The sequence below is a fragment of the Hymenobacter sp. UV11 genome, from assembly GCF_004684095.1.
Classification (GTDB): Bacteria; Bacteroidota; Bacteroidia; order Cytophagales; family Hymenobacteraceae; genus Hymenobacter.
In genome coordinates this window covers 126,291-152,319 of the sequence record NZ_SRII01000007.1, presented here as the reverse complement: position 1 = coordinate 152,319, position 26,029 = coordinate 126,291, and the positions used below count along the sequence as shown (strand labels likewise).

Sequence of the window (26,029 nt, the reverse complement as noted above, 5' to 3'; positions counted from 1 at the left end):
AAGCATCTCGCGGATGGCTCAGCCCCGCCTGCTCGCTGCGCTCGCGCACGAAGTGAAACTTCGCGCTACTTCTGCACGAATTTCTTGCGCAGCTCCACTATCTGGTCCTTGAATTTTTTGTCCGAATCGATGAGGTCAGACACGGTTTGGACCGAGTGAATGACCGTGGCGTGGTCCCTACCCCCGAAGTGATAGCCAATGGTCTTGAGCGAGTGGTTGGTGTGCTCCTTGGTGAAGTACATGGCCACCTGCCGGGCCGTAACTATCTCTTTCTTACGGGTTTTCTCCTTCAGTAGCGCCACCGGCACGCTGAAGTAGTCGGCCACCGTTTTCTGGATGAAATCGACGTTGACCTCGGCTTCTACTTCCTCGATGATGTGGCGCAGGGCGCCTTTGGCCATTTCAAGGTCGATGTCGCGGCGGGTGAGCACGCTCTGGGCCAGCAGGGTCGTGAGCACGCCTTCGAGCTCGCGCACGTTGGTGGGCACCGAGTGGGCCAGGTACTCGACCACCTGCGGCGCGATTTCCATGCCGTCTTGCTGCGCCTTGTTCTGGATGATGGCAATGCGCGTCTCGAAGTCGGGGCTTTGCACGTCGGCCGTGAGGCCCCACTTGAAGCGCGAGAGCAGGCGGTCTTCGAGGCCGCTGAGCTCGCGCGGGGGGCGGTCGCTGGTCATCACAATCTGCCGGCCGCCCTGGTGCAAGTGGTTGAAGATGTGGAAGAACATCTCCTGCGTCTTGCCCTTATTGGCCAGAAACTGCACATCGTCGAGGATGAGCACATCCACGAGCAGGTAAAAGTTGGCGAAGTCCTGCACGGCGTTGCGCTGCAGGCTTTCGATAAACTGGTTCGTAAACTTCTCGGCCGATACGTAGAGCACGAACTTCTCCGCATTGGTGGCCTTGATGTGGTTGCCGATGGCCTGCACGAGGTGCGTTTTGCCCAGCCCTACCCCCCCATACACCATCAACGGGTTGAAAGCGGTGGTACCGGGCTTGTTGGCCACGGCGAGGCCCGCCGAGCGCGCCAGGCGGTTGCAGTCGCCCTCCACGTAGTTCTCAAACGTGTAGGTGGTATTGAGCTGCGAGGGCACGATGTTACGGTCCATCGTTTTGACGGCCTCGAAAGGATTGCGCAACGTGTTGGCGGCCACCTGGGCAGCCGTGGCAGTGTTGCCACCGGGCACCAGGTGGCGCGCCTGGGCCACCGGCCGGTTGGGCTGCACGCCGCCGGGCGCGGTGCCGTAGTTGGGGGTAGGGCGGCCTTCGGGGGGCTGGGCCAGGCTGGGCGCCGTTTTGCGGGCCGGTGGCAGGTGCATAGTTTTGGCCGAGGCCTGGGCGTTGCCCTGGTCCACGACTACGCTGTATTCGAGGCGGCCTTCGATGCCAAGCTCCTGGTAGATAGCGCGCTTAAGCTCTTCTACGTAATGCTCTTCGAGAAACTCGTAGAAATAGACACTCGGCACCTGAATGGTGAGCACCTTGCCTTGCAGCTCGATAGGCACCACGGGCTCGAACCAAGTGCGGAAGCTCTGCTCCCCGACCTCGGCGCGGATGACACGCAGGCAATTAGCCCAAACAGTGCGAAAATCCTGCGACATGAGGTGAGAGAGGGAGAACCGGGTAAGCAGTCGGCGGCGAAAAAAAACCCGCCAAATCAGGCCTGGGAAATACCCGGCCCGACTTGGGGGGGACAAATTTGCGACAAAACCAGCAGACAAAAAAGCCGCTGATTGCTTGCTTTTATCGGGTCGCTAGCAGGTAGCGCCCACGGGCAGCACCAGGGCGCCGGTAGCCCGCACGGGCTGGGCGCCGCGGCGCAGGTCGTAGTCGATGCGGCCGAGGTTGATGCCCGACCAGCCCACTTGGTTAATCAGCGTTACGTGGCCGTTGGGGCCGGTTATGGGCTCGGGGGCGGGCATGAACGTGTGGGTATGGCCGCCCAGAATCAGGTCGATGCCGCCCACCTGAGCGGCCAGCTTGCGGTCGTCAATTTTTTCGCCTTCATACTTGTAGCCGAGGTGCGAGAGGCAGATAACCATGTCGCAGCGCTCACCTTGGCGCAGGCGCTGCACCTGGGCTTTGGCGGTGGCTACGGGGTCGAGGTACTGGGTAGTACCGAAGTTTTTGTCGGCCACCAAGCCTTTCAATTCGATACCCAGGCCGAAGACGCCGATGCGCGCGCCACCCTTCTCAAACACCTTGTAGGGCGCGAAGCGGCCGGCCAGCGGCGTGCCGCCGAAGTCGTAGTTGGCCACCAGAAACGGGAAGCCGGCGTTGGGAAGCTGCTTTTGCAGGCCTTCGAGGCCATTGTCGAAGTCGTGGTTGCCGAAGGTGCTGGCGTCGTACTTCATGCGCGACATCAGCTTGTACTCCAGCTCGCCCTGGAAGAAGTTAAAGTACGGCGTACCCTGCCAGATGTCGCCCGAGTCGAGCAGCAGCACGTTGGGCTCCTGCTTGCGCACGCTGTCGATGAGGGCCTCGCGCCGGGCCATGCCGCCCAGCCCGGCCCACTGCGGCGCGTTGTCGGGGAAGGGCTCAATGCGCGAGTGCATATCGTTGGTGTGCAGGATAACCAGCCGCGACGAGCTGCCGGCGGCGTTAGCTACGAGGCTGGGGCCCAGCAAGCTGAGGCCGGCCGTGCCAACCAGGGATTTCTGAAGGAAGGAGCGTCTTTCCATTTAACAGGTATCAGGTTAATGCTTACTTCAAGTCGTTCGTCATTGCGAGCACAGCGAAGCAATCGCACCAGAACAACACCCAAACGATTTCGTTCTGGTGCGATTGCTTCGCTGTGCTCGCAATGACAGCCGGTTTTATGTTGTTAATGACTCACCGAACCCTACCCTCCACCTGGGCCGTGACGGGCTGGCCGGCGGCGGTGAGGGCCTTGATGTGGTCGATGATAACGGTGCGCAGCAGCAGGCCGGTGTGGCGCAGCTGAGCGGCCTTGAGAAACTCCATGTGGTCGCCGCCGCCGGCCAGGTAGTCCGAAATGGCGATGCTGTAGGTGCGGGCCGGGTCGAGGGGCTGGCCGCCGATGAGGATGGCCTGGGGCTTTTTGTCGGGGCCAACGGTATAGGTAGCCCCCGAGATGGCCATACGAACAGGCGCGGCGTAGTCGAACAGCTGCTGCACTACCGGGCCGGGCGCGTCGAGCACAATCAGCTCGTTTTCGAAGGGCATGAGCTCGAATACATTGCCCATGGTGATGGGCCCGGCGGGCAGGGCATTGCGCATGCCGCCGTTGGTCATCACGCCCAGGTCTATGGGCTGGCCTTTGAAGTACTTGCTGGCGGCGGTGCGCTGCAAGTCGGCCACGAAGTTGACAATGGGATTTTCGCCGGCATTTTTGCCCAGCGCCACCGGTGCCGTGCCGATAACCTGCTGCATCTCACTTACCACCTTGTCGTGGTAGGGCTTGATGTAGTCGGCCGCGCCGGCATCGGGGGCAATAGTGCTGCCCACGGGCTGGCTGGTACTGGATGCCAGGTGAGCCGTGGCTTGCAAGGGGGCGCGCTGACAGGCCGTGGCGAGGGTAAGAAGCAGAAAGCCAGTAGCTACCGGGCGAAGTGAGCGCATAAGCAAAAAAGCTATCTCAGGCCAATAGGCGGCCTGGGATAGCCAAAGTTACGCGGGCGACGCCTCATGCATACCTGCTACGAAGGGGGCGCTTTCTTAAGGCTTGGTCAAATCGAAGCTGAGCAGGGCCGATAGGCACGTGTTTTTAGTACCTACTGCATCAGGATTAGTCAGGCTTTCCGACGTGGTCACGCGCACTAACACTGCCAGTCGGCGCGGCCCCGCCAGCGGGACACTTGCGCCTACTCCCGCCACAAATCCAAATTACCCAGCTTGTACGAGGTTAGCATCTTGCGCGTGCAATAAATACGAATATATAACTCCAGCCTCGGCAAATGGGCGAATCATCTGATTACGCATTAACGTGTAGCGCAATTGCACAGGCAGATTTAGATAGCTTTGATTGAACTGAGAAGGCCTATACTGCTCAGCGCTATATAATGCGCCTAGGCGCACGCTTACGGTTTGCCGCGTGTGTGGCAAGGCCAGACCTAACGCCAGGCCAGCTACTGGGCCCTGATGATTAAAAGCAGTTACTAGCGAGCCACTTCCGAACGATAAACCCCCATACTGGTAGCCGCCGAGCAGGCTGAGTACGGGCCCTCGCGAGCGCGGAGTGAGCCTATCAGAAACAGCGACCGGGATTCGTAGGCTTCGAAGCCGTTGCTGAACGTCTTGACCCGGCGCTCGGCCAGCTCGCGCAGGCGGGCGCCGGCCGGCCCAACGGCCACAAAGTAGCGCGTGCGGCCGTGGTCGCGGCACGTGTAAAACCGGGCGGGGCCGCTCACCAGCACCTCCACGAATAGCGGCGTGGGAGTGGCGCGGGCCGTGTCGGCGGGCGGCACGGGCCGCGCCTGTGGGCACCGCCAGTGAAGCTGTAGGCCCGCGCCGCAGTGGGCGCGTAGTCGGTGGGGGCAGCAGCCGGGCTGGGCCGGAAGCGGCAGGTCAGCGTATTGCGCAGCTCGCTGAGCTTCTGCACTTCGCCGCGCAGGGTGTCGCCGGCCAGCGGCACCACGTAGCCGGGACGGAAAGTGGCCTAGGCACGGGCCGCCAGCGGCCCGCTCATGGCCAACGTCATGCCTAGAAGAACCCGTGCTAAGTATGTTTTTTGCATGCGTTAAAAAAAGCAGAAAGGCTATTGCATTTGGGCAAAGATATAGCCCTACCCCTACCTTTTGGGCCGGGCAGCGTATGCAGGTCGCACGGTATCTTTCGGGTCCGTTGGCCCGACTTTGTCGGCGCGGCGTTTGCTGAATCTTGTATGGCTGAATCAATCCCACCCGCTACCCCCGCGGTTTCGTTTCCCGAATTTTTGCCCGTGAGCACGGTGCAATGGCAGGCCCAGCTGGCCCGCGAAGCCAAGGGGGCCGACCCTGCCAGCCTGCGCTGGACCATGCCCGATGGCCTGGTAGCCGAGCCCTTTTACCACCGCGAAGCCCTTGGGGCGCTGGGCGGGCCGCCGGCGCCCCTACCCCCCCGCCCCGTGCCGTGCCGCAATGTGGTGCTGCTGGCCGTGCCGGCCGGCACCGACGGCCGCCTGCAAATAGAGCAGGGCGCCGACGCGCTGGCCCGCGGAGCCCTGGGCCTGCACTTCAACCTGCACGGCGACCCCGCCACCTTCGCCGTGGCCGAGCTGGCCGAGCGCCTACCCCTGGCCACCACCTGGCTGGGCTACTCGGTGCCGCAGCACCCCGAAGCGCTGCTGGAGCGGCTGGCGGCGGCCAGCGGTGGCCAGCCGCTGCGGGGCTTCCTGCGCTTTGTGCCGCCTACCGTGCCCGAGGGCGGCGAAATGCTGCCGTTTCGGGCCACGCTGCGGCGCTGCCTGGCGCTGGCTAAGGACTGGCCCGAGTTTTCGGCGCTGGCCGTTAATGGCATGTACTTTGGCAATAGGGGCGCCACGCTCACGCAGCAATTGGCCTTCAGCCTGAGCACGGCGGCGGTCCTGCTGGCCGAGCTACCCGACGAAGCCAGCGGCCTCACCGTGGCCGACGTGGCGTGCGCCCTGCACCTTGATGTGGCCGTGGGCACCAGCTACTTTCCCGAGCTGGCCCGGCTGCGGGCCGCCCGCAAGCTGTGGGCCACGCTGCTGCACGGCTTCGGCCTACCCCCCCAGGGCGCGGCTACGCTGCCCATTCACGCTACTACCTCGACCTGGACGCAGACGACCCTCGACCCGCACACCAACCTGCTGCGCCACACCACCGAGGCCATGAGCGCGATGCTGGGCGGGGCCGATTCTATTCAAGTGGCCGCCTTCGACTGCCTCTACCAGGCGCCCAACGAGTTTAGCGCCCGCCTGGCCCGCAACCTGCCCGTGATTTTGCAGGATGAGGCTCACCTCGACTGGGTGGCCGACCCGGCGGCGGGCTCGTATTTTATTGAGACGCTGACTGATGAGCTGGCCCGCGCCGCCTGGACGGCATTTCAGGCGCTGGAGGCCCAGGGCGGCATGGCGGCGGCCCGCAGCCGGGCCCTGGAGGCCGTGAGCCGGGCCGGGCTCGATAAGTTTAAGCGCATTGCCACCGGGCAGGACGTGGTAGTGGGCACCAACCGCTTCCAAAACCCCAACGAGAAGTTCGATTTTCAGCCCAAGCAGCTGCTGCGCTCACGTGACTTCGACACCACCCGCGCCACGTATCCCAGCGAGGTGTTGCGCCTGGCCACGGCCCTGCACTTCGAGCGCCGCGCCAACCAGGACAAGCAGGCCACACTGGTGCTGCTAGGCAATGCCCGCGTGAACGAGGAAATCGCCGATGCTTTCCGCCAGCTGCTGCACCCCGGCCCGACGGCTGCCCTACCCCCGCCCGCCGAAGAAATCGCGCCCGACTCGTACTCGGTGCTGTTTTCCAAGCCCGACGAGGCCACGCTCATGTACGCTACCCCCGCGCAGTTCGACCACCTGGCGCGGGTGGTGCAGCAGGTGCCGGCCGACCACGTCTTCGACATTCCTTCGCTCGTCACCTCCGACCTGGCCACGCTGCTGGAGGCGGTGCGCGTGTTTGGGTTGAAAGAATTTGTGGTAGAAGGCCACCATACGGAAGAGGTACTGGCGCGATTGCAGGGCCGATAAATCGCTTGTCATTGCGAGTATAGCGAAGCAATCGCACCCTGACGGTGGACGAACGACTGGCGCGGGTGTCGTGCGGATGCGATTGCCGCGCTTCGCTCGCCATGACAAGCGATTTTTAAAGTCACCCCTTGATAATTGCTCATTGATAACTGATAATTGAAAAAGATGCGTCCCGATTTTTCCACTATTCCTTACGACGCGGCGGCGGTCCCTACCCCCACTAAGCCGGCCGACTACCCCAGCGCCGGCCCGGCCGTGTACACGGCGGCCGATGCGGCGCACCTGCCACACCTGGGCTTCGGGGCAGGCATTGCGCCTTATTTGCGCGGGCCATATGCCAGCATGTACGTGCGCTCGCCCTGGACCGTGCGGCAGTACGCGGGCTTTTCGACGGCCGAGGAATCAAACGCGTTTTACCGGCGCAACCTGGCCGGCGGGCAGAAGGGCTTAAGTGTGGCCTTCGACCTGGCCACGCACCGGGGCTACGACTCGGACCACCCGCGCGTGGTGGGCGACGTGGGCAAGGCCGGCGTGGCCATCGACTCAGTGGAGGATATGAAAATTCTGTTCGACCAGATTCCGCTGGGCGAAATGTCGGTGAGCATGACCATGAACGGGGCCGTGCTGCCCATTATGGCCTTCTTCATTGTGGCGGCCGAGGAGCAGGGGGTAGGGCCCGAAAAGCTCACGGGCACCATTCAGAACGACATTCTGAAGGAGTTTATGGTGCGTAATACCTACATCTACCCGCCCGCGCCGAGCATGCGGCTCATCGCCGACATCTTCGCCTACTCGGCGGATTTTATGCCCAAGTTCAACAGCATCAGCATTTCGGGCTACCACATGCACGAGGCCGGCGCCACCGCTGAGTTGGAGCTGGCCTACACCCTGGCCGACGGCTTGCAGTACGTGCGCGCCGGCCTGGCGGCGGGCCTCAAGATTGACGATTTTGCGCCGCGCCTGTCCTTCTTCTGGGGCATCGGCATGAACCACTTTCTGGAGATTGCCAAGCTGCGCGCCGGCCGCCTGCTGTGGGCCAAGCTCATCAAGCAATTTGACCCGCAGAGCGCTAAAAGCCTCGCCCTGCGCACCCACTGCCAGACCTCGGGCTACTCGCTCACCGCCCAGGACCCCTTCAACAACGTGGCCCGCACCACTGTGGAGGCCCTGGCCGCCGCCCTCGGCGGCACCCAGAGCCTCCACACGAATGCCTTGGACGAGGCCCTGGCCTTACCCACCGACTTCTCGGCCCGAATCGCCCGCAACACCCAGCTCTACCTGCAGCACGAAACCGACATCACCAAAGTAGTAGACCCCTGGGGCGGCTCCTACTACGTGGAAAGCCTCACCGCCGACCTCGCCAACCAGGCCTGGGCGCTGATGGAGGAAGTGGAGTCCCTCGGCGGCATGGCCGCCGCCATCGAAACTGGCCTGCCCAAGCTGCGCATCGAGGAAGCCGCCGCCCGCAAGCAGTCGCGCATCGACACTGGCCAGGAGGTAATCGTGGGCGTGAATAAATACCTGGCTCCGGAAGGCGACGCGCCGATTGACGTACTGCAGATTGATAATGATGCCGTGCGGGAGAGCCAAGTAGCGCGGCTGAAGCAAGTGCGTGCCACGCGCGACAACGCGGCCGTGCAGGCCGCCCTGGCGGCGATTACGGAATGTGCGGTAAGCTTCAGCTTGCCATCAGAAAGCATTACGAACGAGCCAGCTCCCACCGACGGCAAGCTAAAGCTTACCCCACAAAATAACCTACTCGCCCTGGCCGTGACGGCCGCCCGCGCCCGCGCTACCCTCGGCGAAATCTCCGACGCGCTCGAAGCCGCCTGGGGCCGCCACCAGGCCACCAGCCGCACCGTGCAGGGCATCTACCAGCAGGGCATGACCGACAATGCCGACTTTGCCCAGGCCCGCCAGGCGGCCCTAGATTTTGCCGCCCGCGAGGGCCGTCGCCCGCGCATGCTCGTGGCCAAAATGGGCCAGGACGGCCACGACCGCGGCGCCAAAATCATCGCCACCAGCTTCGCCGACGTGGGCTTCGACGTGGACCTGGCACCCCTCTTCCAAACCCCCGCCGAGGTAGCCCGCCAGGCCGTCGACAACGACGTGCATGTAGTCGGCGTGAGCAGCCTCGCCGCCGGCCACAACACCCTCCTACCCCAGCTAATAAAGGAGTTAGCTGCCGAAGGCCGCCCCGATATCCTCGTCATCGCCGGCGGCGTCATCCCGCCCCAGGACTACCAGCAGCTCTACGACGCGGGCGTGGCCGGCATATATGGGCCCGGCACCGTGATAGCCAAAGCCGCACTGGAGATTTTGGGGAAGCTGGGGGAGTAGAATTTAATACTTAACTTCCCGAAACAACAATCTTCAACATCATTTTTATGAGCAAAATATATTCATTATACTCAAAACGAATTAATAATGAGAGCCCAATTGACTATGGACCACTCAATATCAATCTCAAGAACCAAATTTGGCATATTGTATCAGATTTTTTTGAGTCTATCAAAATTAATATAAATCTAACTGGTATAGATGGCCATTTCTCACGGCAGCTAATAACTTCTGCTAATGAGCGTTTATCTGAAAAAACTCAGTTAGCTTGGAAAACTATCTACAATATTCTTTGTCGCGAGCATGGATTAGAAAAACTTCCGAACAAATACACATTTATTAGTTTTTCATCGGATGTTGAAAAATACTTTAAAACCTTAAGTATTATTGAAAAGGAACTTGATGTACTAGAATTACTGTGCTATTCGATTTCACATATAGGAGATTATATTACTACTGATGATGCAAAAATTAATTATACTAGATTAGATGCAATTCGTGATATTAATACTAGACTTCAAGAGAATGGGGCTGGATACAGGTATGATAATGACCAAATTATTAAAGTACCTGCCGAATTCACATTTATTCAAACTATAGCCCCATCTTTATTAATCATTAATAATTCAAAGTTTAAGAATGCACAAGACGAGTTTTTAAGCGCCTTTGAACATTATAAAAATCATAAATATGAAGAAGCAGTCACAGATTGTCTAAAATCTATAGAAAGCACTATAAAAATAATTGCAACACTAAGAAATTGGCCTTTTAACCAAAATGATACTGCAAAGCCTCTGATTGCTCTGGTCATAAAAGAAGGACTTGTCCCAACGTACTCTGAGTCCTTTTTAGCAGGAGTTAGAAATACATTAGAAAGTGGCATACCTACACTTCGTAATAAATTAGGTGGTCATGGCAAAGGAGCAGAGGCAAGAATTGTTGATGAGGCGTCTATGCACTATTGCATCAATCTCACTGCTGCGGTGATTTTGTATTTAGTACAACGTCACCAAGAACTACCTTAAATAATGATATACCCATCTTCGCCAACCTCGACGCTCTAAGCCTACTCTCACCCGAGCGGGAGGCACGGGGGGTACAAGAGTTTCGGCTAAAATGCAGACTAATAGCAAAGCTGACTTTTCAGCCATAGATAAGCCCTACCCCCTCGCGAGGGGGTAGGGCTTATCTAATTTAAAAAATCGGGTTCCGCAGGTAATTAATCGCGAATCTTGGTGTGGCCTTCCTTCGTGTGCTCCAGCTTCAGGTCGCTTTCGGGCTCTTTCTTGAAGAAGCTGCTGGCCTGGTCGCCGGCGGGGCCCTTGGCGATGGTGATGCCGCCATCGACCATGTAGAGGGCGCCGGTGACGTAGGAGGCTTCGTCGGAGGCCAGGAAGAGGTACACGTTGGCGACTTCCTCCACGGTACCGCGGCGGCCGGTGAGCACGGCCTGGTTGTTGGTTTTCTCCATCTTGCTGTCCATCGGGCCGGTTTCCTTGTGGGTCCAGGCGGTGTCGATGGGGCCGGGGCCCACGATGTTGCAGCGCACCCCAAACTCGGCCTGCTCGGCGGCCAGGCCCTTGGTGAAGGCGATGTTGAAGGCCTTGGTGCCGCCGTAGGGCACGTTCATCGGGATGCCCAGCACACCGGCTTCCGAGCCGGCGGTCACGATGTTGCCGTGAGTCTTTTGCAGCTCGGGCAGGGCGGCTTTGCACATCATAAATACCGTGCGGTTGTTGTGCCACAGCATGTAGTCGAAGGCTTCCTCGGAGTAGTCGGTGAGGTAGTTCGTTTCCACGAACACGCCGGCGTTGTTGATGAGGATGTCGAGCTGGCCAAACTCCTTCACGGCCAGCTTCACGCAGTCCTGGGCGGTGGCGTACTTGCCCAGGTCGCCCTCGAAGGCCACGGCGCGGCCGCCGGCTTTCACAATTTCGGCGGCTACGTCTTCTACCGCGTCGTCGGGCAGGCCGGCCACCACTACGGCGGCGCCCTCCTTGGCAAATTTCTTACAAATGGCCTCGCCGATACCGGCGCCACCGCCGGTCACGATGGCTACTTTTCCTTGCAGTCGATTGCTCATAATAAGGTTGTTTTCAAAAAGGCTACTGACCGCTAATAGGTTAGCGCCGTTGGGTTAAAGCCCCATTTTTGGGGTATAAAGGAGGCTTTTTGTACGCTCCCTACCCCCTTGGGTTGCTACGGTTGGGCTTAGGTCGCGCCGCGCCGATGGCGGCGGGCGCCTAATCAAAACTGGGCAGGCAGCGGTTTAGCACCCACGTATTCTCCTGGTTAATTTTGATTCGTATGGATTTGCAACTCACTTCTAAAACGGCCCTTGTTACGGGCTCCACGGCGGGCATCGGGCTGGCCATTGCGCAGCGGCTGGCGGCCGAGGGCGCGGCCGTGATTATTACCGGCCGCACCCAGGCGCGTATTGACGACGCCAGGGCGGCTATTTTAAAGGAAACGCCGCAGGCTTCGGTGCGGGGGGTAGCGGTCGATTTTGGCGACGTGGCTCAGGTGGATAACCTGCTGCGCGAAGTGCCCACGGTGGATATGCTCATCAACAACGTCGGCATTTTTGAGCCCAAGCCTTTTGCCGAAATCCCAGATGCCGACTGGCTGCGCTTCTTTGAGGTGAACGTGCTGAGCGGTGTGCGGCTGGCGCGCCAGTATTTCCCGCTGATGCTAGAGCAGAACGCGGGCCGCATCATCTTCATTTCGAGCGAGTCGGCCCTGCAGATTCCGGCCGAGATGATACAGTATGGCACCACCAAAACGGCCCAGCTGGCCGTGGCCCGCGGCCTGGCCGAGCTTACTAAAGGCAGTGCCGTAACCGTAAACTCGGTGCTGCCTGGCCCTACCGCTTCGGAGGGGGTAGAGGAGTTTTTGAAGCAGCTGGCCGGCGCGGGCAAGACCCGCGAAGAGGCTGAGCACGAGTTTTTCCGCGATGCGCGGCCTTCGTCGCTGCTGCAGCGCTTCATCACGCCCGAGGAAGTGGCCAACATGGTGGCCTACCTATGCAGCCCGCTGGCGGCGGCCACCAACGGCGCCTCGGTGCGCGTGGATGGCGGGGTAGTGCGCAGTATTTGAGGGGGTAGGACCACCTAAAACGCGTCATACTGAGCCCCGCGGAGCGTATCGCCCGCGCTACTGGGTAACTACCCAATGGGGCGGGCGATACGCTCCGCGGGGCTCAGCATGACACGTTTTTTATTGCTTTTTCTACGCGTCATCCTCGGGGCCGCCGAGCAGCTTCCAGGCTACTTCGTTGCCTTGCTGGCCGGCTAGGTGCAGGGCCGACATACCCCGGTAGTCGTGGATGGTGGCATCGGCGCCGGCTTCGAGCAGGATTTTCACGATTTCGTTGCGCCCAAAAAGCGTAGCAAACATGAGGGCCGTGCCGCCGTTGCCGTTGCGCAGGTCGAGGCTGGCGCCGCGCTCGATGAGCAGGCGCGCGATGTTGGCGTAGCCCTTGAAGCTGACCCCCATCAGGGCCGAATTGCCGCTGGCATCTTGCAAATCGGGGTTGGCACCGGCTTCGAGCAGCACCTGGGCCGCGTCGAGGTGGTCGTCGTAGGTGGCCAGGATTAGCGCGGTGTAGCCCTTGCCATCCTGGGCATTGAGGTCGAGCTGCGGGTGTTGCAGCAGCTGCTTGATTTCGGCTACGTCGCCGCGCCGGGCGGCATTGTAGAGCTGGTCGTTGGGTTGGGCAGGGGTAGGAGACATAGTATTTGGAGGATTCGGAGTGGGTACGACAAACCGGGGGCAAGAGATGTTTACGCCCCGCGTAGGGTACGCTCCAGCTTGCCGTTTTAGCCCGCCCGCCCTTTCTCCGGCAAGCTGAAGCTTACCCTGCATTGCGAATCAGGGCGGCGTAAAAACGGATGAGCTGCTGGTAGGCGGCCGGGCGCAGGCGCTCGTTGGTGCCGTGCAGGCTTTCGATGGCGGCTTGGTCCATGAGCACCGGCGTGAAGCGGTAGGTAGCCTGCGGGCACAGGTGGGCGTAGGCGCGGGCGTCGGTGGCGCCTACCACCACGTAGGGCGCCACTAGCGCCGCCGGAAACACGCTCCTGATGGTGCGCTGCAGCGTTTGAAACGCCGCGTTGTCGGTGCCCGACACGGGCGAAGCGTCGCGGCCCTCACCCAGGGTCTGCACCTGAATTTGGGGGTCGCTGATAATTTCCCGCACCCGGCACACAACGGCGCCCACCGAGTCGCCGGGCAGCAGCCGGAAGTTGACGGTGGCCACGGCGCGGTCGGGCAGCACGTTGTCTTTGTCGCCACCCCGCATAATGGTGGGCGCGGTGGTGGTGCGCAGGGCGGCGTTGCCGGAGGGGGTAGCCGCCAGCGAATTTTTAATAAGCCCGCCAAACAGCCATTGGTTGGCAAAAACCAGGCGCTTGCCAAACGGCACGGCCGGGGCCAGGTAGGCCAGCAGGCCGCTCACGCCGCCGTCGAGGCGCGCCGGAAACGGCTGGGCCTCCAGCCGGGCCACGGCGGCGGCCACCCGGCCCACGCTGGTGAGCGCGGGCGGCATAGACGAGTGCCCGCCCGGCCCCGTGGCCGACAGCTCCAGGCTGAGGTAGCCCTTTTCGCTCACGCCCACCAGCGCCACGGGCTGGGCGAGGCCGGCTACCCCATCGCTTTTGACGAGGCCGCCCTCATCGAGCACCATTTCCAGCTGCGGATGAGTAAGTTGGATGAGGGCGGCCAGGGCGGCGGCCCCGCGCCGGCCCTGGGTTTCTTCGTCGTGCCCGAAGGCCAGCAGCACCGTGCGGCGGGGCTGGTAGCCGGCGCGCAGCAGCGCCTCCACGGCTTCGAGCTGGCCCACGAGGTTGAGCTTGTCGTCGAGGGCGCCGCGGCCGTAGAGGTAGCCGCCCGCCTGCTGGCCGGCAAAGGGCGGGCGCGTCCACTGCGCCTCGGTGCCGGGCAGCACGGGCACCACATCCTGGTGGGCCAGCAGCAGCAGCGGCTTCAGAGCCGGGTCGGTACCAGCCCACTCATAGAGCAGGCCGTAGTGGTTGACGGTCTGGCGCTTGAGGCGCTGGTGCACCAGCGGAAACGTGCGCCGCAAGTAGGCCGCGAGCTGGTCGAAGGGTAGGGAATCCGTTTCGGCATAGTTGGTGCGCGATACCGTGCCAATGCGCAACGCGCCCGCCAAGTGCGCCAGGGCCGAATCGGGTGCCAGGGCCACGGCCGGGGCGGCGGGCACCGCACCCAGCTGGTGGTTGGGCAAGCGCAGGGTGTTGGCCAGCAGCACGGCAGCCAAGGCTAGCAGTGCCAGCAGGAAGAGGCGAAAAATCAAACGCATAAAGAATAGCCGGGCCAGCGGCACCCGCCGCCGCCACCCCAAGTTTACGCGCCCGGCTGCTTTCTGGCCCCTACCCCCTGCTTCGGCCCCACACGCTACCACAGGCGGCCCAGTAATTCAGTACAAATACTGACGTTAGAATAGTACTAATCCGCAGCCGTTAAGCAGGAAGTTTTCATCTCCTTTGCCTTACTAAAATCCTCTTTGAATACCTTGATTTCCTTTCCACCGTTGCCTGATGCTAATTAGCTCTTTACCAGACCTCGACGGCAGCCGTTGCACGCTCACGTTTGAAGAAGACAACCATTGGCTACGCGCTACCTGGCGCGGCTTTATCGACCCGGAAGAAGCCCTACGCGGCGCCCAAAACTACCTCGATAAACTAGCTGGCTTCCGCTGCCCCCTGCTGCTCAACGATAATTCGACCCTGCACGGGCCCTGGTTTGATACCCTGGACTGGCTGACGCGGGTGTGGGTGCCGCAGGCCGCCAGCCTGGGCCTGCGCTACGTGGCCCACGTGGTGCAGGCCGACACGCTGCACGATGCCATTACCGAAACGCCCCGCCACCCGGCCGCCTGCCTGTTCGACCTGCAGGTATTTGACCAGGTAGCCGATGCCGAAGACTGGCTGCGCAGCCGCCAGGCCGCGCTGGTCATCAGCCAGTAAGGCCGGCCGGGCCCTACCCCACCAGCCGCCTGGCCCAGCGGCCCAGGCCGGGTAGCTGGGCCAGGCGGGTGCCCAGGTTCATAAGCCAGGGGCGGGTGCCCAGCAGGCGCATGAGGCGGTAGCTGCGCGCCAGCTGCGGCCCCAGCTGCCGCTGCAAAGTCGCGTCGTAGTGCTGCATTAGCTCCTCGCTAAAATCTTGCTTATCAACGCATTCCCTCGCCTGCGTCGCCGCCAGAATACCGCTGCGAATGGCCAGGTCGATGCCGTGGCCCTGCAAGGGGTCGATGAGCGAGGCCGCATCGCCGGCCAGCAGAAAGCGCGCCCCGCTGGCCGGCCGCTGCCGCCCGCCCCCAATGGGCAGCCCAAAGCCGCGCACCGGCCCCAGCTGCCGCGCCTGGGCAAAGCGCCCGGCCAGCGCGGGGTGGGTAGCAAGGTTGTCGAGCAGCAATTGACGCAGGTCGATTTTGTGCTTGGAAACCAGCTCTGACAGCATGCCCAGGCCCACGTTGTAGCGCCCTGCCCCCACCGGAAACAGCCACAGGTAGCCCGCCAGGTGGCTGCGGCTGAAGAAAAACTCGGTGGTGCCGCTTTCGCTACCCCCCACATGTTCGAAGTAGGCGCGCACGCCGGCGCAGTGGTGGGCACGGGCCAGCCGCGGCTCGGGCAGCAGCCGGCGGCCCACAACCGACTGGGCGCCGTCGCAACCGATAACGAGATGGGCCGTGATTTCCTGGCCGTCGGCCAGCCGCAGGCGGGCGCAATCGGGCAGTATTTCCACATTTTTCAGGGCCGCATTTTCCCTGATTTCGGTGGTGGTGTGCTGCCGCACCAGGGCCAGCAGCGCGGCGTCGAAGTCGAGGCGGGGGCTGTTGAAGGTGGGCAGCTTCCAGTGCAGGTAAAAGCTGGCGCCACCGGGCGCCACGAGGCGGCTGCGGCGCACGTCATCGCGCGGCTGTAGCTGCCACAGCGCCTCGGTGTAGGCCGGGTCGAGCTGGCGCAACGCCTTGAGGGCGTGGCCGGGCACGGCATCACCACAGATTTTATCGCGCGGAAAAGCCGCTTTATCGAGCAATACTACCCGTAGGCCGCTGTCGCGCAGGGCCAGCGCGCAAGCCGTGCCAGCCGGCCCCGCCCCCACAATGGCCACGTCATATTCAGGCAAGAAAGTTGCAGTAGGTAGCACCCAGCAAAGGTAGGCAGCTCCCCCTTTTTTGGGAGTACGTTTAGCCCGCGCTACGTTTAGCAAGCTCGATTATCGTACGTATTTTTTTCTAACATTTATCCTGGGCAGCACCTTAGATAACATATGCTGGCCGTTATCCTTACGCAATGGAAGAATTCACCCCCGCCAATTTTGGTCTTTCGGCAACTCCCGAAGCCGAGCTGGCCCAAGAAGCTGACAACGAATTGCCCCGCGCCGTGCTGCGGCCGGGCCACCACTTTTTGCTCGACGGCACGTGGCGCTTCGCTATCGACCTCGACGATATTGGCCTGACCGAAGACTGGGCGCAAGGTTATGATTACCACCACAGTGCGCAGTGGCCCGGCTCGATTGAGGAGCATATGGGCCTGGCCCATACCGGCGGCAATGCCGCCTGGCAGGATAAGATAGTAGCTTGGTACGAGCGCGAGTTTACGCTGCCCGAGGTAGCGGAAAACAAGAACCGGACGCTGTTTCAGCTCACCTTCGGGGCCTGCGGCTACGAAACGCGGGTGTGGCTCAACGGCCACCTGCTGACCACCATTGAGGGCGAGGCCGTGCACTTCGGCGAGTATACGTCCTTCACCTACGAGCTGCCCGAAGAACACCTGCGCGCCACCAACCGCCTCACCGTGCGCATTGCTGACACGATGGACGCCGAAACCACGCGCGGCAAGCAGGAGTCGCACGTGTACAAGCGCGGCGGCATTTGGTACCAGACGCAGTCGGGGGCCGTGCGCTCGGTGTGGCTCGAAACCGTGGAGCGCAACCGCCTGCGCTCGCGGGTGGGGGTAGTGAGCACTATTGAGGACTGCCTGGTACGCTTCAACCTGACGATGCGCCTGCACGACGCGGGCAACTACACGGTGCGCTTGCAAGTATTCGAGCCCGAGGGCGGGGCTAACGCTACCCCCCTCGCCTCGTCTGACTTCCCGCTCTACCTGGCCGAAGGCCAGCACCAGCAGCGCTTGGTCCTGGAAATTCCGGGCGCCGAGGTCTGGTGCCCCGAAAACCCGCACCGCTACCGGCTGGTGGCCCAGCTCATCGACAGCACCGGCTACGCGGCCCAGATTGAGGCCCGCTTCGGAATGCGCAAGATTGAGTCGCGCGGCCGCAAGGTGTACCTCAACAACGAGCCGATTTACCTCGACGGTATTCTCTACCAGCCCGGCACCGCCACCTACGCCGAGATGCAGCGCCACATGCACGCCATGAAGGCGCTGGGCTGCAACCTGGTGCGGGTGCACATCGCCGGCATCGACCCGCGCATCTACAACCTGGCCGACGAGCTGGGCCTGCTGCTGTGGGTGGAAGTACCCAGCCCCCACAGCTCTACCCCCCGCAGCCGCGAAAACCACCGCGCCGAGCTCATTCGCATGCTCAGCCTGATGGAAACCCACCCCAGCATCGTCATCTGGAGCCTCTACAATGAGGACTGGGGCGCCCAGGACATTGCCACCAACCCGGCCACCCAGCGCTACATCGTGCAGATGTACAACTTCATGCAGTTGGCGCACCCGCAATTTTTGGTGATTGACAACGACGGCTGGCACCACATCAGCTACCAGGGCCAGCTCAAGAGCGACCTGCTCACGGCCCACCTCTACACCCCCGACCTGGGCCGCTGGCGCGAGCTGCTCGACCGCCTCATCCACGGCGAGCTACAGGGTACGGCCGCCTTTCCGCTGGTCGTCGGCGACCCTTACTTCTACCGCGGCCAGCGCCCGCTGCTGGTGAGCGAGTGGGGCGGCTTCGGCTTCAGCGACTACGGTGGCCCCCAGGATGCCGAGGCCCGCACCAACAGCATCCGCGACTTCAAGCGCGAGCTGCGCGCCCGCCCAATCGCTGGCGACGTGTACACCCAGGCCACCAACATCGAGGACGAGCGCAACGGCCTCATCGGCTTCCACTCGGGCGAGCTGGAGGTGCCCGCCGGGCTGCTGCATTCGGAGCCGGGGCAGCCGGGGTAATAGGCAGAAGGAAATGGACATCAAAAAAGCCGTAGCAGGAGCTACGGCTTTTTTGATGTCCTAAGAGTTTATTCTTCTTTAATTGAGATTTGGCCTTCTCCAAAGCAAGCTACTATGTAACTCATATAAGGGTCATTACCCCCCTCGCTTAAGCTCCACTGCCAATCCACAATATCCGTGTCCGTTGGCAGAATCAGTTTACCATTATCCTCAAAATTGATTGTCAAGTTACAAGAATCGTCCAAAGCTACACTTACAACCTTTTTACGCATAAAGGCAGCCACAACTACACATTTACTAATGTCCTCTTGGTCGATAGCTTTTTGAAACGGTGGATAATTAGCAAGCAGCCATTCATTTAATGGGCTTTCGTCTGATGAAATCAGATTATGCGTGGAGAGCCAGTAGTCGCCGAAATACAAATCCCATGTATCACCTATACTAAACCTGGAAATAAAATTTCCTTTCAGCTTGTCGTTCAATACCTCTATTGGCTTCATACGCTGTAACAAAAGTTTGATTAAATCGGCGTTGTACTTTTACCGCATCGCACGGTTACTTCACCTCACCACACGGCTACCCCTGAAAAGGTGAAGCCCGGCTGTGGGGACAGTCGGGCTTCGAGAAGCAGGTGATTCAGCACCTAACTTCTTTCCTGCAATGAAAAAAGAACGTGCGAAGCAGGAGTTTGATTTCAAAGTCAGACTCCGAATGCCACCGGAGCTAGCTAAATGGCTCCTGTGGTTTCTGATGAGTGGTAGCGCCATTACGGCGGCCGCTCATTGGATAAACTAGGTTGCAAGGGTCGTGCCGCATGGCGCGACCCTTGTTTTTGTGAAATTACGCACAAATCTAACAGAAGTTTAGTAGATTCTGGCAAAGTTATTTCACTGCATCGAGTAGAAATTTCGGCTACTTGACAAAGTGGCGCCCCGAAACCCCTACCCCCCTCCTGGGGTTATCTTTGCAGCTACGCCCGTTGCGGCGCACTTGCATATGCCTGAACTAACGATAGATGCCGTCCGCCACGCCCTGAGCTTCGTGGAAGAGCCCGACCTGGGCCAGGACCTGATTACGCTCAACATGGTGGAAGACATCAAGGTAGAGGGCCGCACGGTTTCCTTTACCGTGGTGCTTACTACCCCTGCCTGCCCGCTCAAGCAGCTTATTCACGATGCCTGCGAGCGGGCCGTGCACACGATGGTCGATAAAGACGCCAACGTGGTGATTCAGATGACCTCGCGCGTGACCACCATGCGCAACAACAACACGATTTTGCCTGGTGTCAAGAACATCATCGCCGTAGCCTCGGGCAAAGGGGGGGTAGGAAAAAGCACCGTGGCCGCCAACCTGGCCGTGGCCCTGGCCGCCACCGGCGCCAAGGTAGGCCTGGTCGATGCCGACATTTCGGGGCCGAGCATGCCCACGATGTTTGGGGTAGAAGACGCCCGGCCGCACGTGTTTCAGGGGCCAGAGGGCAAAAACCTCATCCAGCCCATCGTCAAGTACGGCGTGAAGCTGATGAGCATTGGCTTCCTGGCGCCGAGCGAAAACGCCATTGTGTGGCGCGGGCCGATGGCCTCGTCGGCGCTCAAGCAATTTATTACAGAAGTGGAATGGGGCGAGCTCGACTACCTGCTGCTCGACCTGCCGCCCGGCACGTCCGACATTCACCTCACGCTGGTGCAAACCGTGCCCGTCACCGGCGCCATTATCGTGACTACGCCGCAGGCGGTGGCGCTGATGGATGCCCAGAAAGGCCTCCAGATGTTCCGGCAGCCGCAAATCAACGTGCCAGTGCTGGGTATTATCGAAAACATGGCTTGGTTTACGCCGGCCGAATTGCCCGATAATAAGTACTTTATCTTCGGCGAAGGCGGCGGGCAGCGCTTGGCCACCAAGCACGATGTGCCGCTGCTGGGCCAGCTGCCGCTGATACAAGCGGTGCGCGAGGCCGGCGACGCTGGTCGCCCGGCCGTGATTCAGGACGTAAATTCGCCCGAAGCCGCTACTTTCCGCGACCTGGCCGAGAGCCTGGCCCGGCAGGTGAGCATCCGCAACAACGTGGCCCCCAAAACCTCAGTCGTTACCATGAACCGGTAGCAGCGCGCGGGGCCCGGTGGCTGGCTAAAGCTGCTGGCGCATGGCACATTCTGCTGCCCAAAGCTGTTCATTGCTCATTGTTAACTGTTAATTGATTGAAGATGGATTCTGTTCTGACCCGCGTTGAAGCTGCCCTTGACTCGCTTCGGCCTTACCTGGCCACCGATGGCGGCAACGTGCGCGTGGCCGAAATCACCGACGCCGGCGTGCTGAAGCTGGAGTGGGAAGGCTCGTGCGGCGCCTGCCCCATGTCGCCGATGACGCGCGCCGGCCTCGAAGACACCGTGCGCAAGGCCGTGCCCGAAATCACGGCCGTAGAAGCGCGGTAATTTTAATAGGCTGCCCATATAAGCCACCCTATTAGTGCATAAGAACGTCATGCTGAGCCCCGCGAAGCATCTCTACCACGCCGTTCAATGGTGTGGTAGAAATGCTTCGCGGGGCTCAGCATGACGTTCTGCTTTCATTTCCCAAATTATTAGTAGCCAGTAGCTATGCCCGCTTCGCCCGCCAACGACCCTACCCTGCGTTCCTGGATTGACATTCGCCCCGGCGATGATTTTCCGATTCAGAACCTGCCCTTTGGGGTGATGGAGGTGCCCGAGTGGGGCCCGCGCCTGGCAGTGGCTATTGGCGGCTACGCCCTGGATTTATATGCCTGCGCGCAACTGGGCTATTTTGAGGCCATCGGCAACGACGTGCCAGCGCTGGGTGCGGCGCTGCCCAAGGTGTTTCGGAGGCGCTCGCTTCATGCGTTTTTGCGGCTGGGACCGGCCGCGTGGCGGGCCGTGCGTGAGCGCGTGAGCGAGCTGCTGCGCCACGATAATCCCGCCCTGCGCGACAACGAGCTGGCCATGCGTACCTGCCTGCTGCGCCAGCGTGATGTGACCCTGCTGCGCCCAGTGAAGCCCGCCAACTACGTTGATTTTTACAGCAGCCTGGAGCACGCCGCCAACGTGGGCGCCATGTTCCGGCCCGACAACCCGCTGCTGCCCAACTGGCGGCACATGCCCATCGCCTACCACGGCCGGGCCAATTCCATTGTGGTCAGCGGCACGCCCATCCGCCGGCCGCAGGGCCAATACCGGCCGGCCGGGCAGGAAGCGCCGGTTTTCGGCCCCACTCAGCAGCTTGATTTTGAGTTGGAAACGGCTTTTATCGTGGGTCAGGGCACACAACAGGGCGATACGGTGCCCATCGGTGAAGCCGAGAGCCACATCTTCGGCCTCGTGCTGTTTAATGATTGGAGCGCTCGCGACATCCAGAGCTGGGAGTACCAGCCGCTGGGGCCATTCCTGGGAAAGAACTTCGCCAGCAGCGTGTCGCCCTGGGTGGTCACGCTCGATGCGCTGGAGCCCTTCCGCGTAGCGGGCCCAGCGCAGGAGCCTACCCCCCTCCCCTACCTGCAAGCCGAGGGCACGCACCATTTCGACATCGAGCTGGAAGTACTGGTGCAGCCGGCCGGCTCCACGACCGCTCCGCTGGTAATTAGCCGCACCAATATGCGGCATTTGTACTGGAGCATGGCCCAGCAGCTAACCCACCACGCCAGCAACGGCTGCCCACTGGCCGTGGGCGACGTTTACGCCTCGGGCACTATTAGCGGTCCTACCCCCGGCTCGCTCGGCTCACTATTGGAGCTGACGCAGCGCGGCACCGAGCCGCTAAACCTGCCAGACGGCTTGCAGCTGGGTTTCCTGCGCGATGGCGATACAGTTATCCTGCGCGGCTTTGCCGAGCGGGAGGGCCTACGCATCGGGCTGGGCGAAGTAAGTGGGACGGTGGGGTGAGTTATCTTATTTTATAGCTAATTAATATGCTATACGCAATAGCTATTTGAATGAATCACAGTAAAAAGTACTTTCCTGCTCTCACAGGCATAAGGGCAATTGCTGCCTATATGGTATTTGTATTTCACTTCAACCCATTTCGGAGCTTCGCTAACGAGCCAGATACTATTAGCAGCAAGCTATTTAGCCTCTGCGATGAATTACATATCGGGGTAACTTTATTTTTTGTTCTGAGTGGTTTTTTAATAACACTTCGGTATCAAGGTAACGTGCAGCTTACCAGGCCCTGGCTGACTCACTACGCGTTGAACAGATTTTCGCGCATATTTCCAATGTATGCCATTGCATTGGGCATTACGCTAGTAGTTGTGGGCTTAAGAATTGATTATGATTTTATTAAACAGCATATTTTCTTTCCTCCCATCAATAAATTTGCTTCTATATTTCTCAACCTAACATTACTTAAAGGATTTTTCAGCAACCTCAAATTTGCTGGCATTGCTCAAAGCTGGTCGTTAACTGCCGAAGAGTGTTTCTATTTTACGGTACCGTTCGTATTGGTTGGTAATTCGCGACTATTACGCCGAACGATGCTATACGTTGCAGCCAGCCTAGCTATTGGCCTGTTTCTAACCGGCATTGGTGCGTCTATCAATTACTACGGCTTCTTTGCGAATCTTGACTTTTTATTCTCCTATACTTTTTTTGGCCGTTGTCTGGAATTTGCACTAGGTATGCTACTTGCTTATTCCTTAAACGCTAAACAGCGTTTCTATTTTAAGCACTTCACTCTTATTGGGGTAATTGGTATTTTTATTTTACTTATTGCGCTCACCTTTTATCATAAAAAAACCTGGCAAGGCGTTGTACTTAATAACTGCATCTTACCAATTGCCATCTGCAGCTTATTTCTGGGCCTAATTCAAGAACATACGTATTTGCGCAAAATTCTTGAAACTAAGCTATTTAATTTACTTGGTAAATCATCCTATACGTTCTACCTGATTCATATGGGCGTCATTCAACTGCTCATTGCCAGGCATATCAGCCAGAATAAATGGGTGTATTTTCTCTTGTTAAATGCTTTAGCTATTCTGCTTTACAAGCTGGTAGAAGAACCTTGCCACAAAGCGTTGAAGAAGTTGGGTAGGCTTCCCGATGTATCGGCCTCACCTGCTATTCCTGCCCACCCCACAGAGCAGTAATAGCTGAATGCATTATGGTTTTGCCAATTGCCCCAGCATGTCTTCCCAGCGGTAATAGTGGAAGGTGCGGTTGTCGGACATGGCCACGAATAGGCCGTGCGGAAACTGGGCGTTAAGGGGCACGTTGGTCACGTCGGAGCCGTCGCTGAAGTGGGCGGCCACCTTCACCACGCGTAGCTCGGGGTAGGCGTTGGGGTTGGCGGCGGTGCCCTGGCGCGGGAAGAGGCGAAACTGGCTCGCGCCCTGGTCCGATACCAGCAGGTAGCCGGTGCGGGGGCCGGTTTTGTAGATAGAAATGCCCTCGTGGTCTTCGGCAAAGCCGGTGCGGGCAAACAGCGCCAGCTCGGTGTTGCCTTGCTGCGGGTCGGCGGCGTATTTGCGCACCCCTACCCCCTCATCGGAGTAGTAGATGAAGCCCAGCTCGTCATCGACGGCCACAGACTCGATTTCCTTGTTGCCGCTCCAGGTGCCGAATTTGCGCACGAGCGTCATGTTGAGTTGCCCCTGGCCGTCATCAGCCAATTGGTACTGAGCCAGGTAGCCTTGCTTGGGACCGGTTTTGCGACTCACTACCGCGAATAGCGCGTGGTCGGTGGGGCGGGTGTAGAGGGCAATGCCCATCGGCATGCGCTCGCCGGCGGCGTCGCCGGTGAATACGGCCAGGTTGCCGTGGTCGAGGGGCGTCATATCGGGCAGGCGGAAGGCGCGCAGCAGGCCCGTTTCGCGCTCCGTGACGAGGGCAAAATCGGTGGGCCTACCCCCCAGAGGGAAGCCATAGGCGATGTCCACGTTGTTGGGCCGCTTCAGGCCGTGCACCGTTTTGCCCGGCACCTCTTTGCCTTGTAAATCAAATACGTAGAGGCCGCCATCCGAGTCTTTATCGGTGCCGATGACCAGGCTTTGGGCGGGGTTGGCGCGGTTCACCCAGATGGCAGGGTCGTCGGTGTCGTAGCGCACAGGGTCGGTTACGACCACCGGCTGCACTACGCCGGGGCCAACATTGGTGCCGGCGGCCGTGAGGGTAGTGGCCGGGGTGCCACTGGTGGCCTGGGCGGCGTGCTGGCAGCCGGTGGGTAGGAAGGCAGCGGCCAGCAGCGCGGCGGCAGCCGGGGCGCGGAGAGCAATACTAGGCATTGGGAAGATGATGTGAAACGGAGTGGCACTCCGTTTCGCGCTAAGCAGACGCCAAAACGGAGTGCCACTCCGTTTAACTACCCCCCTTTATTGCTGGTTGCCAGTGCCATCGGCCTGGTAGGCGCCGGCATCGGAGCCGGGCGGGGTGATGGTGGGCGTGAAAAGGCCGCCCACCGCGAGGCCGCTCACGGCGTTGAGGGGCGAGAAGGTGGTGAAGCCTTTGCCGAGAGCCGGTGAGGTACCCAGCAGCTTCAGCCCACCCGTGACTTTCAGGAAGTTGGTCCACTGCATAGTGGTGCTGGGGGCGGCCGTGGTGCCGGCGGCCGTGGCCAGGTCGGCGGCCACGAAGCGGGGGTCGTTGGCGGCGGCGCCGCCGCGGGTGTCGCGGGGCTGGTTGGTGGTGACCGAGCCGGCCGTGGCGGCGTTGAACTCGGCTACCTGGTAGCTGGTGCTGCCGTAGTAGTACTGATTGTCGTATTTGATTTTGCTCAGGTCGGGCTGGTCGTCGGAGCGCATGCGCAGGCCGAATCGGCAATTGACAATCAAGTTGTTATACACCAAGCCGGCCGCCTGCACCTCGTAGTTGATGGAGCCGCCGCGGCCGGCTTTGGTCTGGCGGTAGCCGCAGTTGAGGTAGGTATTATTGTAGGTATTGACGTTGGCCTGCACGGGCGCGGCGGCCACCGAGGCCACTTTCGAGCCGTTGGTGGCGCCGCCCACGAAGGTGTTGTAGGCCACGTCGCCGAGGCAGCCGGCCTTCATGTTGATGCCTTCGCCGCCGGCTTTGCCGGTTTTCTCAAAGCGGTTGCGCATGATGCTGAGCCGGCAGCTTTGGAGCCGGATGGCGTCGTCGACGGTGCCGTGCAGGTACGAGTCTTCCATCACGAACTGGGCGTTGGGCTTTTTGGCCAGCATCGAGACGCCGTATTTGGCATCGCCGGCCGCGTAGCCGGTGGGTGCGTTGGCGCCGTAGGGCCCGCCCACGTAGCCGATATCGGTCCAGCGCAGCACCAGCAGCGAGGCCCCGTCGGCGTTGATGCCGCCCCAGTAGCCCTTGAAAGCCGGGTCGGTGGCGGCGCTCACCACGGCCGTGGGGTCACCCTTGAGGTCGTCGCGGATGGTCATCACCACCGGCGCGGCCTTGGTGCCCAGGCTCAGCATCACGCCATTGACAACGAAGCCGGGGTTGTTGGTGGCCTGCCCGAAGGTGGCCGTTGACTTGGGCTTGCCGATAACCAGGATTTTTACCCCGGCCTGAATCAGGAGCGTATCGCCCTCATTTACTGTCACATCCGAAATCATGTAGTACGGGGCCGTGCGGCCCGCGATGGTGCCCTTGATGGGGCTGCGCAGCGTATCGCCGGTGAAAGATTGGCCCACCGTGCTCACGGGCGTGGCCACGTAGATGAGCTGCTCGCAGGAGGCGAGCAGCCCTACCCCCATCGCTAGGGTGGAAGCACGAAAGAAAGTAGCGCAGGGCATAGATTCTGAGATAAGTCGTTTATTTACTGGTCGTTCAACGGGGCGCCTCACGGGACCCCTTTGGGGCCGGCCCCCTCTCCGAAAAGGAGAGGGGGAGCCACGGCGGCACTTTTGCTTGTTACGTCTTCAATCGTTAGGCTCCCCCTCTCCTTTTCGGAGAGGGGGCCG

Annotated in this window: 22 protein-coding genes; 11 read left to right on the top strand and 11 right to left on the bottom strand. The window is 60.6% G+C overall.

Annotation, left to right across the window (positions count from 1 at the left end):
- Nucleotides 1-65 precede the first annotated feature (65 nt).
- The 4 genes from dnaA to E4631_RS14700 all read right to left on the bottom strand — a co-directional run bounded on the left by dnaA (nucleotide 66) and on the right by E4631_RS14700 (nucleotide 4,427).
- Nucleotides 66-1,601, bottom strand: a complete 1,536-nt coding sequence (gene dnaA / locus E4631_RS14715) for a chromosomal replication initiator protein DnaA (RefSeq protein ID WP_133656529.1) — start codon at nucleotides 1,599-1,601, stop codon at nucleotides 66-68.
- Between the two features lie 153 nt (nucleotides 1,602-1,754).
- On the bottom strand, nucleotides 1,755-2,681 hold the full coding sequence (locus tag E4631_RS14710) for a bifunctional UDP-sugar hydrolase/5'-nucleotidase (RefSeq protein WP_133656530.1): 927 nt from the start codon (nucleotides 2,679-2,681) through the stop codon (nucleotides 1,755-1,757).
- Nucleotides 2,682-2,832: 151 nt separating this feature from the next.
- Nucleotides 2,833-3,582 carry a 5'-nucleotidase C-terminal domain-containing protein gene (locus tag E4631_RS14705; protein ID WP_133656531.1) on the bottom strand — a complete coding sequence of 250 codons (750 nt, stop codon included), beginning with the start codon at nucleotides 3,580-3,582 and terminating at the stop codon, nucleotides 2,833-2,835.
- A 536-nt stretch (nucleotides 3,583-4,118) separates the two neighbouring features.
- Entirely contained in the window at nucleotides 4,119-4,427 is a 309-nt protein-coding gene (locus E4631_RS14700; protein WP_133656532.1) for a hypothetical protein, read from the bottom strand.
- Between the two features lie 416 nt (nucleotides 4,428-4,843).
- Here E4631_RS14700 and E4631_RS14695 point away from each other — a divergent pair, with 416 nt between their 5' ends.
- The 3 genes from E4631_RS14695 (at nucleotide 4,844) to E4631_RS14685 (ending at nucleotide 10,017) form a co-directional block, all read left to right on the top strand.
- Nucleotides 4,844-6,652: a methylmalonyl-CoA mutase family protein gene (locus E4631_RS14695; RefSeq protein WP_133656533.1), complete on the top strand. Its 1,809-nt coding sequence runs from the start codon at nucleotides 4,844-4,846 to the stop codon at nucleotides 6,650-6,652.
- Nucleotides 6,653-6,817: 165 nt separating this feature from the next.
- Nucleotides 6,818-8,992: a methylmalonyl-CoA mutase gene (scpA, locus tag E4631_RS14690; protein ID WP_133656534.1), complete on the top strand. Its 2,175-nt coding sequence runs from the start codon at nucleotides 6,818-6,820 to the stop codon at nucleotides 8,990-8,992.
- Between the two features lie 47 nt (nucleotides 8,993-9,039).
- Entirely contained in the window at nucleotides 9,040-10,017 is a 978-nt protein-coding gene (locus E4631_RS14685) for an STM4504/CBY_0614 family protein (RefSeq protein WP_133656535.1), read from the top strand.
- A gap of 194 nt (nucleotides 10,018-10,211) precedes the next feature.
- Here the strand turns inward: E4631_RS14685 and E4631_RS14680 are convergent, their stop codons facing one another.
- On the bottom strand, nucleotides 10,212-11,075 hold the full coding sequence (locus tag E4631_RS14680) for an SDR family NAD(P)-dependent oxidoreductase (protein WP_133656536.1): 864 nt from the start codon (nucleotides 11,073-11,075) through the stop codon (nucleotides 10,212-10,214).
- Between the two features lie 224 nt (nucleotides 11,076-11,299).
- Between E4631_RS14680 and E4631_RS14675 the strand changes: the two genes are divergently transcribed.
- Nucleotides 11,300-12,088: an SDR family NAD(P)-dependent oxidoreductase gene (locus E4631_RS14675; RefSeq protein WP_133656537.1), complete on the top strand. Its 789-nt coding sequence runs from the start codon at nucleotides 11,300-11,302 to the stop codon at nucleotides 12,086-12,088.
- Between the two features lie 132 nt (nucleotides 12,089-12,220).
- On the opposite strand, the gene E4631_RS14670 is transcribed toward E4631_RS14675, so the two are convergent.
- Together E4631_RS14670 and E4631_RS14665 are read right to left on the bottom strand one after the other, a co-directional pair.
- Nucleotides 12,221-12,724 carry an ankyrin repeat domain-containing protein gene (locus E4631_RS14670; RefSeq protein WP_133656538.1) on the bottom strand — a complete coding sequence of 168 codons (504 nt, stop codon included), beginning with the start codon at nucleotides 12,722-12,724 and terminating at the stop codon, nucleotides 12,221-12,223.
- A gap of 121 nt (nucleotides 12,725-12,845) precedes the next feature.
- Entirely contained in the window at nucleotides 12,846-14,309 is a 1,464-nt protein-coding gene (locus tag E4631_RS14665) for a M20/M25/M40 family metallo-hydrolase (protein ID WP_133656539.1), read from the bottom strand.
- Between the two features lie 238 nt (nucleotides 14,310-14,547).
- On the opposite strand from E4631_RS14665, the gene E4631_RS14660 reads away from it, so the two are divergent.
- A complete protein-coding gene (locus tag E4631_RS14660) occupies nucleotides 14,548-14,976 on the top strand; it encodes a hypothetical protein (RefSeq protein WP_133656540.1) in 429 nt (142 codons plus the stop codon).
- Nucleotides 14,977-14,989: 13 nt separating this feature from the next.
- On the opposite strand, the gene E4631_RS14655 is transcribed toward E4631_RS14660, so the two are convergent.
- Nucleotides 14,990-16,138 carry an NAD(P)/FAD-dependent oxidoreductase gene (locus tag E4631_RS14655; RefSeq protein ID WP_166647995.1) on the bottom strand — a complete coding sequence of 383 codons (1,149 nt, stop codon included), beginning with the start codon at nucleotides 16,136-16,138 and terminating at the stop codon, nucleotides 14,990-14,992.
- Between the two features lie 167 nt (nucleotides 16,139-16,305).
- On the opposite strand from E4631_RS14655, the gene E4631_RS14650 reads away from it, so the two are divergent.
- The gene (locus E4631_RS14650; protein ID WP_133656542.1) at nucleotides 16,306-18,147 is read left to right on the top strand and encodes a glycoside hydrolase family 2 protein; all 1,842 of its coding nucleotides are present in this window, start codon (nucleotides 16,306-16,308) and stop codon (nucleotides 18,145-18,147) included.
- 68 nt (nucleotides 18,148-18,215) lie between these two features.
- On the opposite strand, the gene E4631_RS14645 is transcribed toward E4631_RS14650, so the two are convergent.
- The gene (locus E4631_RS14645; RefSeq protein WP_133656543.1) at nucleotides 18,216-18,647 is read right to left on the bottom strand and encodes a hypothetical protein; all 432 of its coding nucleotides are present in this window, start codon (nucleotides 18,645-18,647) and stop codon (nucleotides 18,216-18,218) included.
- A 160-nt stretch (nucleotides 18,648-18,807) separates the two neighbouring features.
- On the opposite strand from E4631_RS14645, the gene E4631_RS26800 reads away from it, so the two are divergent.
- The 5 genes from E4631_RS26800 to E4631_RS14625 all read left to right on the top strand — a co-directional run bounded on the left by E4631_RS26800 (nucleotide 18,808) and on the right by E4631_RS14625 (nucleotide 23,245).
- The gene (locus E4631_RS26800) at nucleotides 18,808-18,942 is read left to right on the top strand and encodes a hypothetical protein (protein ID WP_262709796.1); all 135 of its coding nucleotides are present in this window, start codon (nucleotides 18,808-18,810) and stop codon (nucleotides 18,940-18,942) included.
- Nucleotides 18,943-19,143: 201 nt separating this feature from the next.
- On the top strand, nucleotides 19,144-20,250 hold the full coding sequence (locus E4631_RS14640) for an Mrp/NBP35 family ATP-binding protein (RefSeq protein ID WP_133656544.1): 1,107 nt from the start codon (nucleotides 19,144-19,146) through the stop codon (nucleotides 20,248-20,250).
- Between the two features lie 101 nt (nucleotides 20,251-20,351).
- A complete protein-coding gene (locus E4631_RS14635) occupies nucleotides 20,352-20,579 on the top strand; it encodes a NifU family protein (RefSeq protein ID WP_133656545.1) in 228 nt (75 codons plus the stop codon).
- Nucleotides 20,580-20,744: 165 nt separating this feature from the next.
- Nucleotides 20,745-22,040: a fumarylacetoacetase gene (gene fahA / locus E4631_RS14630; RefSeq protein WP_133656546.1), complete on the top strand. Its 1,296-nt coding sequence runs from the start codon at nucleotides 20,745-20,747 to the stop codon at nucleotides 22,038-22,040.
- A 50-nt stretch (nucleotides 22,041-22,090) separates the two neighbouring features.
- Nucleotides 22,091-23,245 carry an acyltransferase gene (locus E4631_RS14625; protein WP_133656547.1) on the top strand — a complete coding sequence of 385 codons (1,155 nt, stop codon included), beginning with the start codon at nucleotides 22,091-22,093 and terminating at the stop codon, nucleotides 23,243-23,245.
- 12 nt (nucleotides 23,246-23,257) lie between these two features.
- Here E4631_RS14625 and E4631_RS14620 read toward each other — a convergent pair whose 3' ends face one another.
- Both E4631_RS14620 and E4631_RS14615 read right to left on the bottom strand, forming a co-directional pair.
- A complete protein-coding gene (locus E4631_RS14620) occupies nucleotides 23,258-24,379 on the bottom strand; it encodes a phytase (protein ID WP_133656548.1) in 1,122 nt (373 codons plus the stop codon).
- Nucleotides 24,380-24,466: 87 nt separating this feature from the next.
- Nucleotides 24,467-25,861: a hypothetical protein gene (locus E4631_RS14615; RefSeq protein ID WP_133656549.1), complete on the bottom strand. Its 1,395-nt coding sequence runs from the start codon at nucleotides 25,859-25,861 to the stop codon at nucleotides 24,467-24,469.
- Between the last annotated feature and the right edge of the window lie 168 nt (nucleotides 25,862-26,029).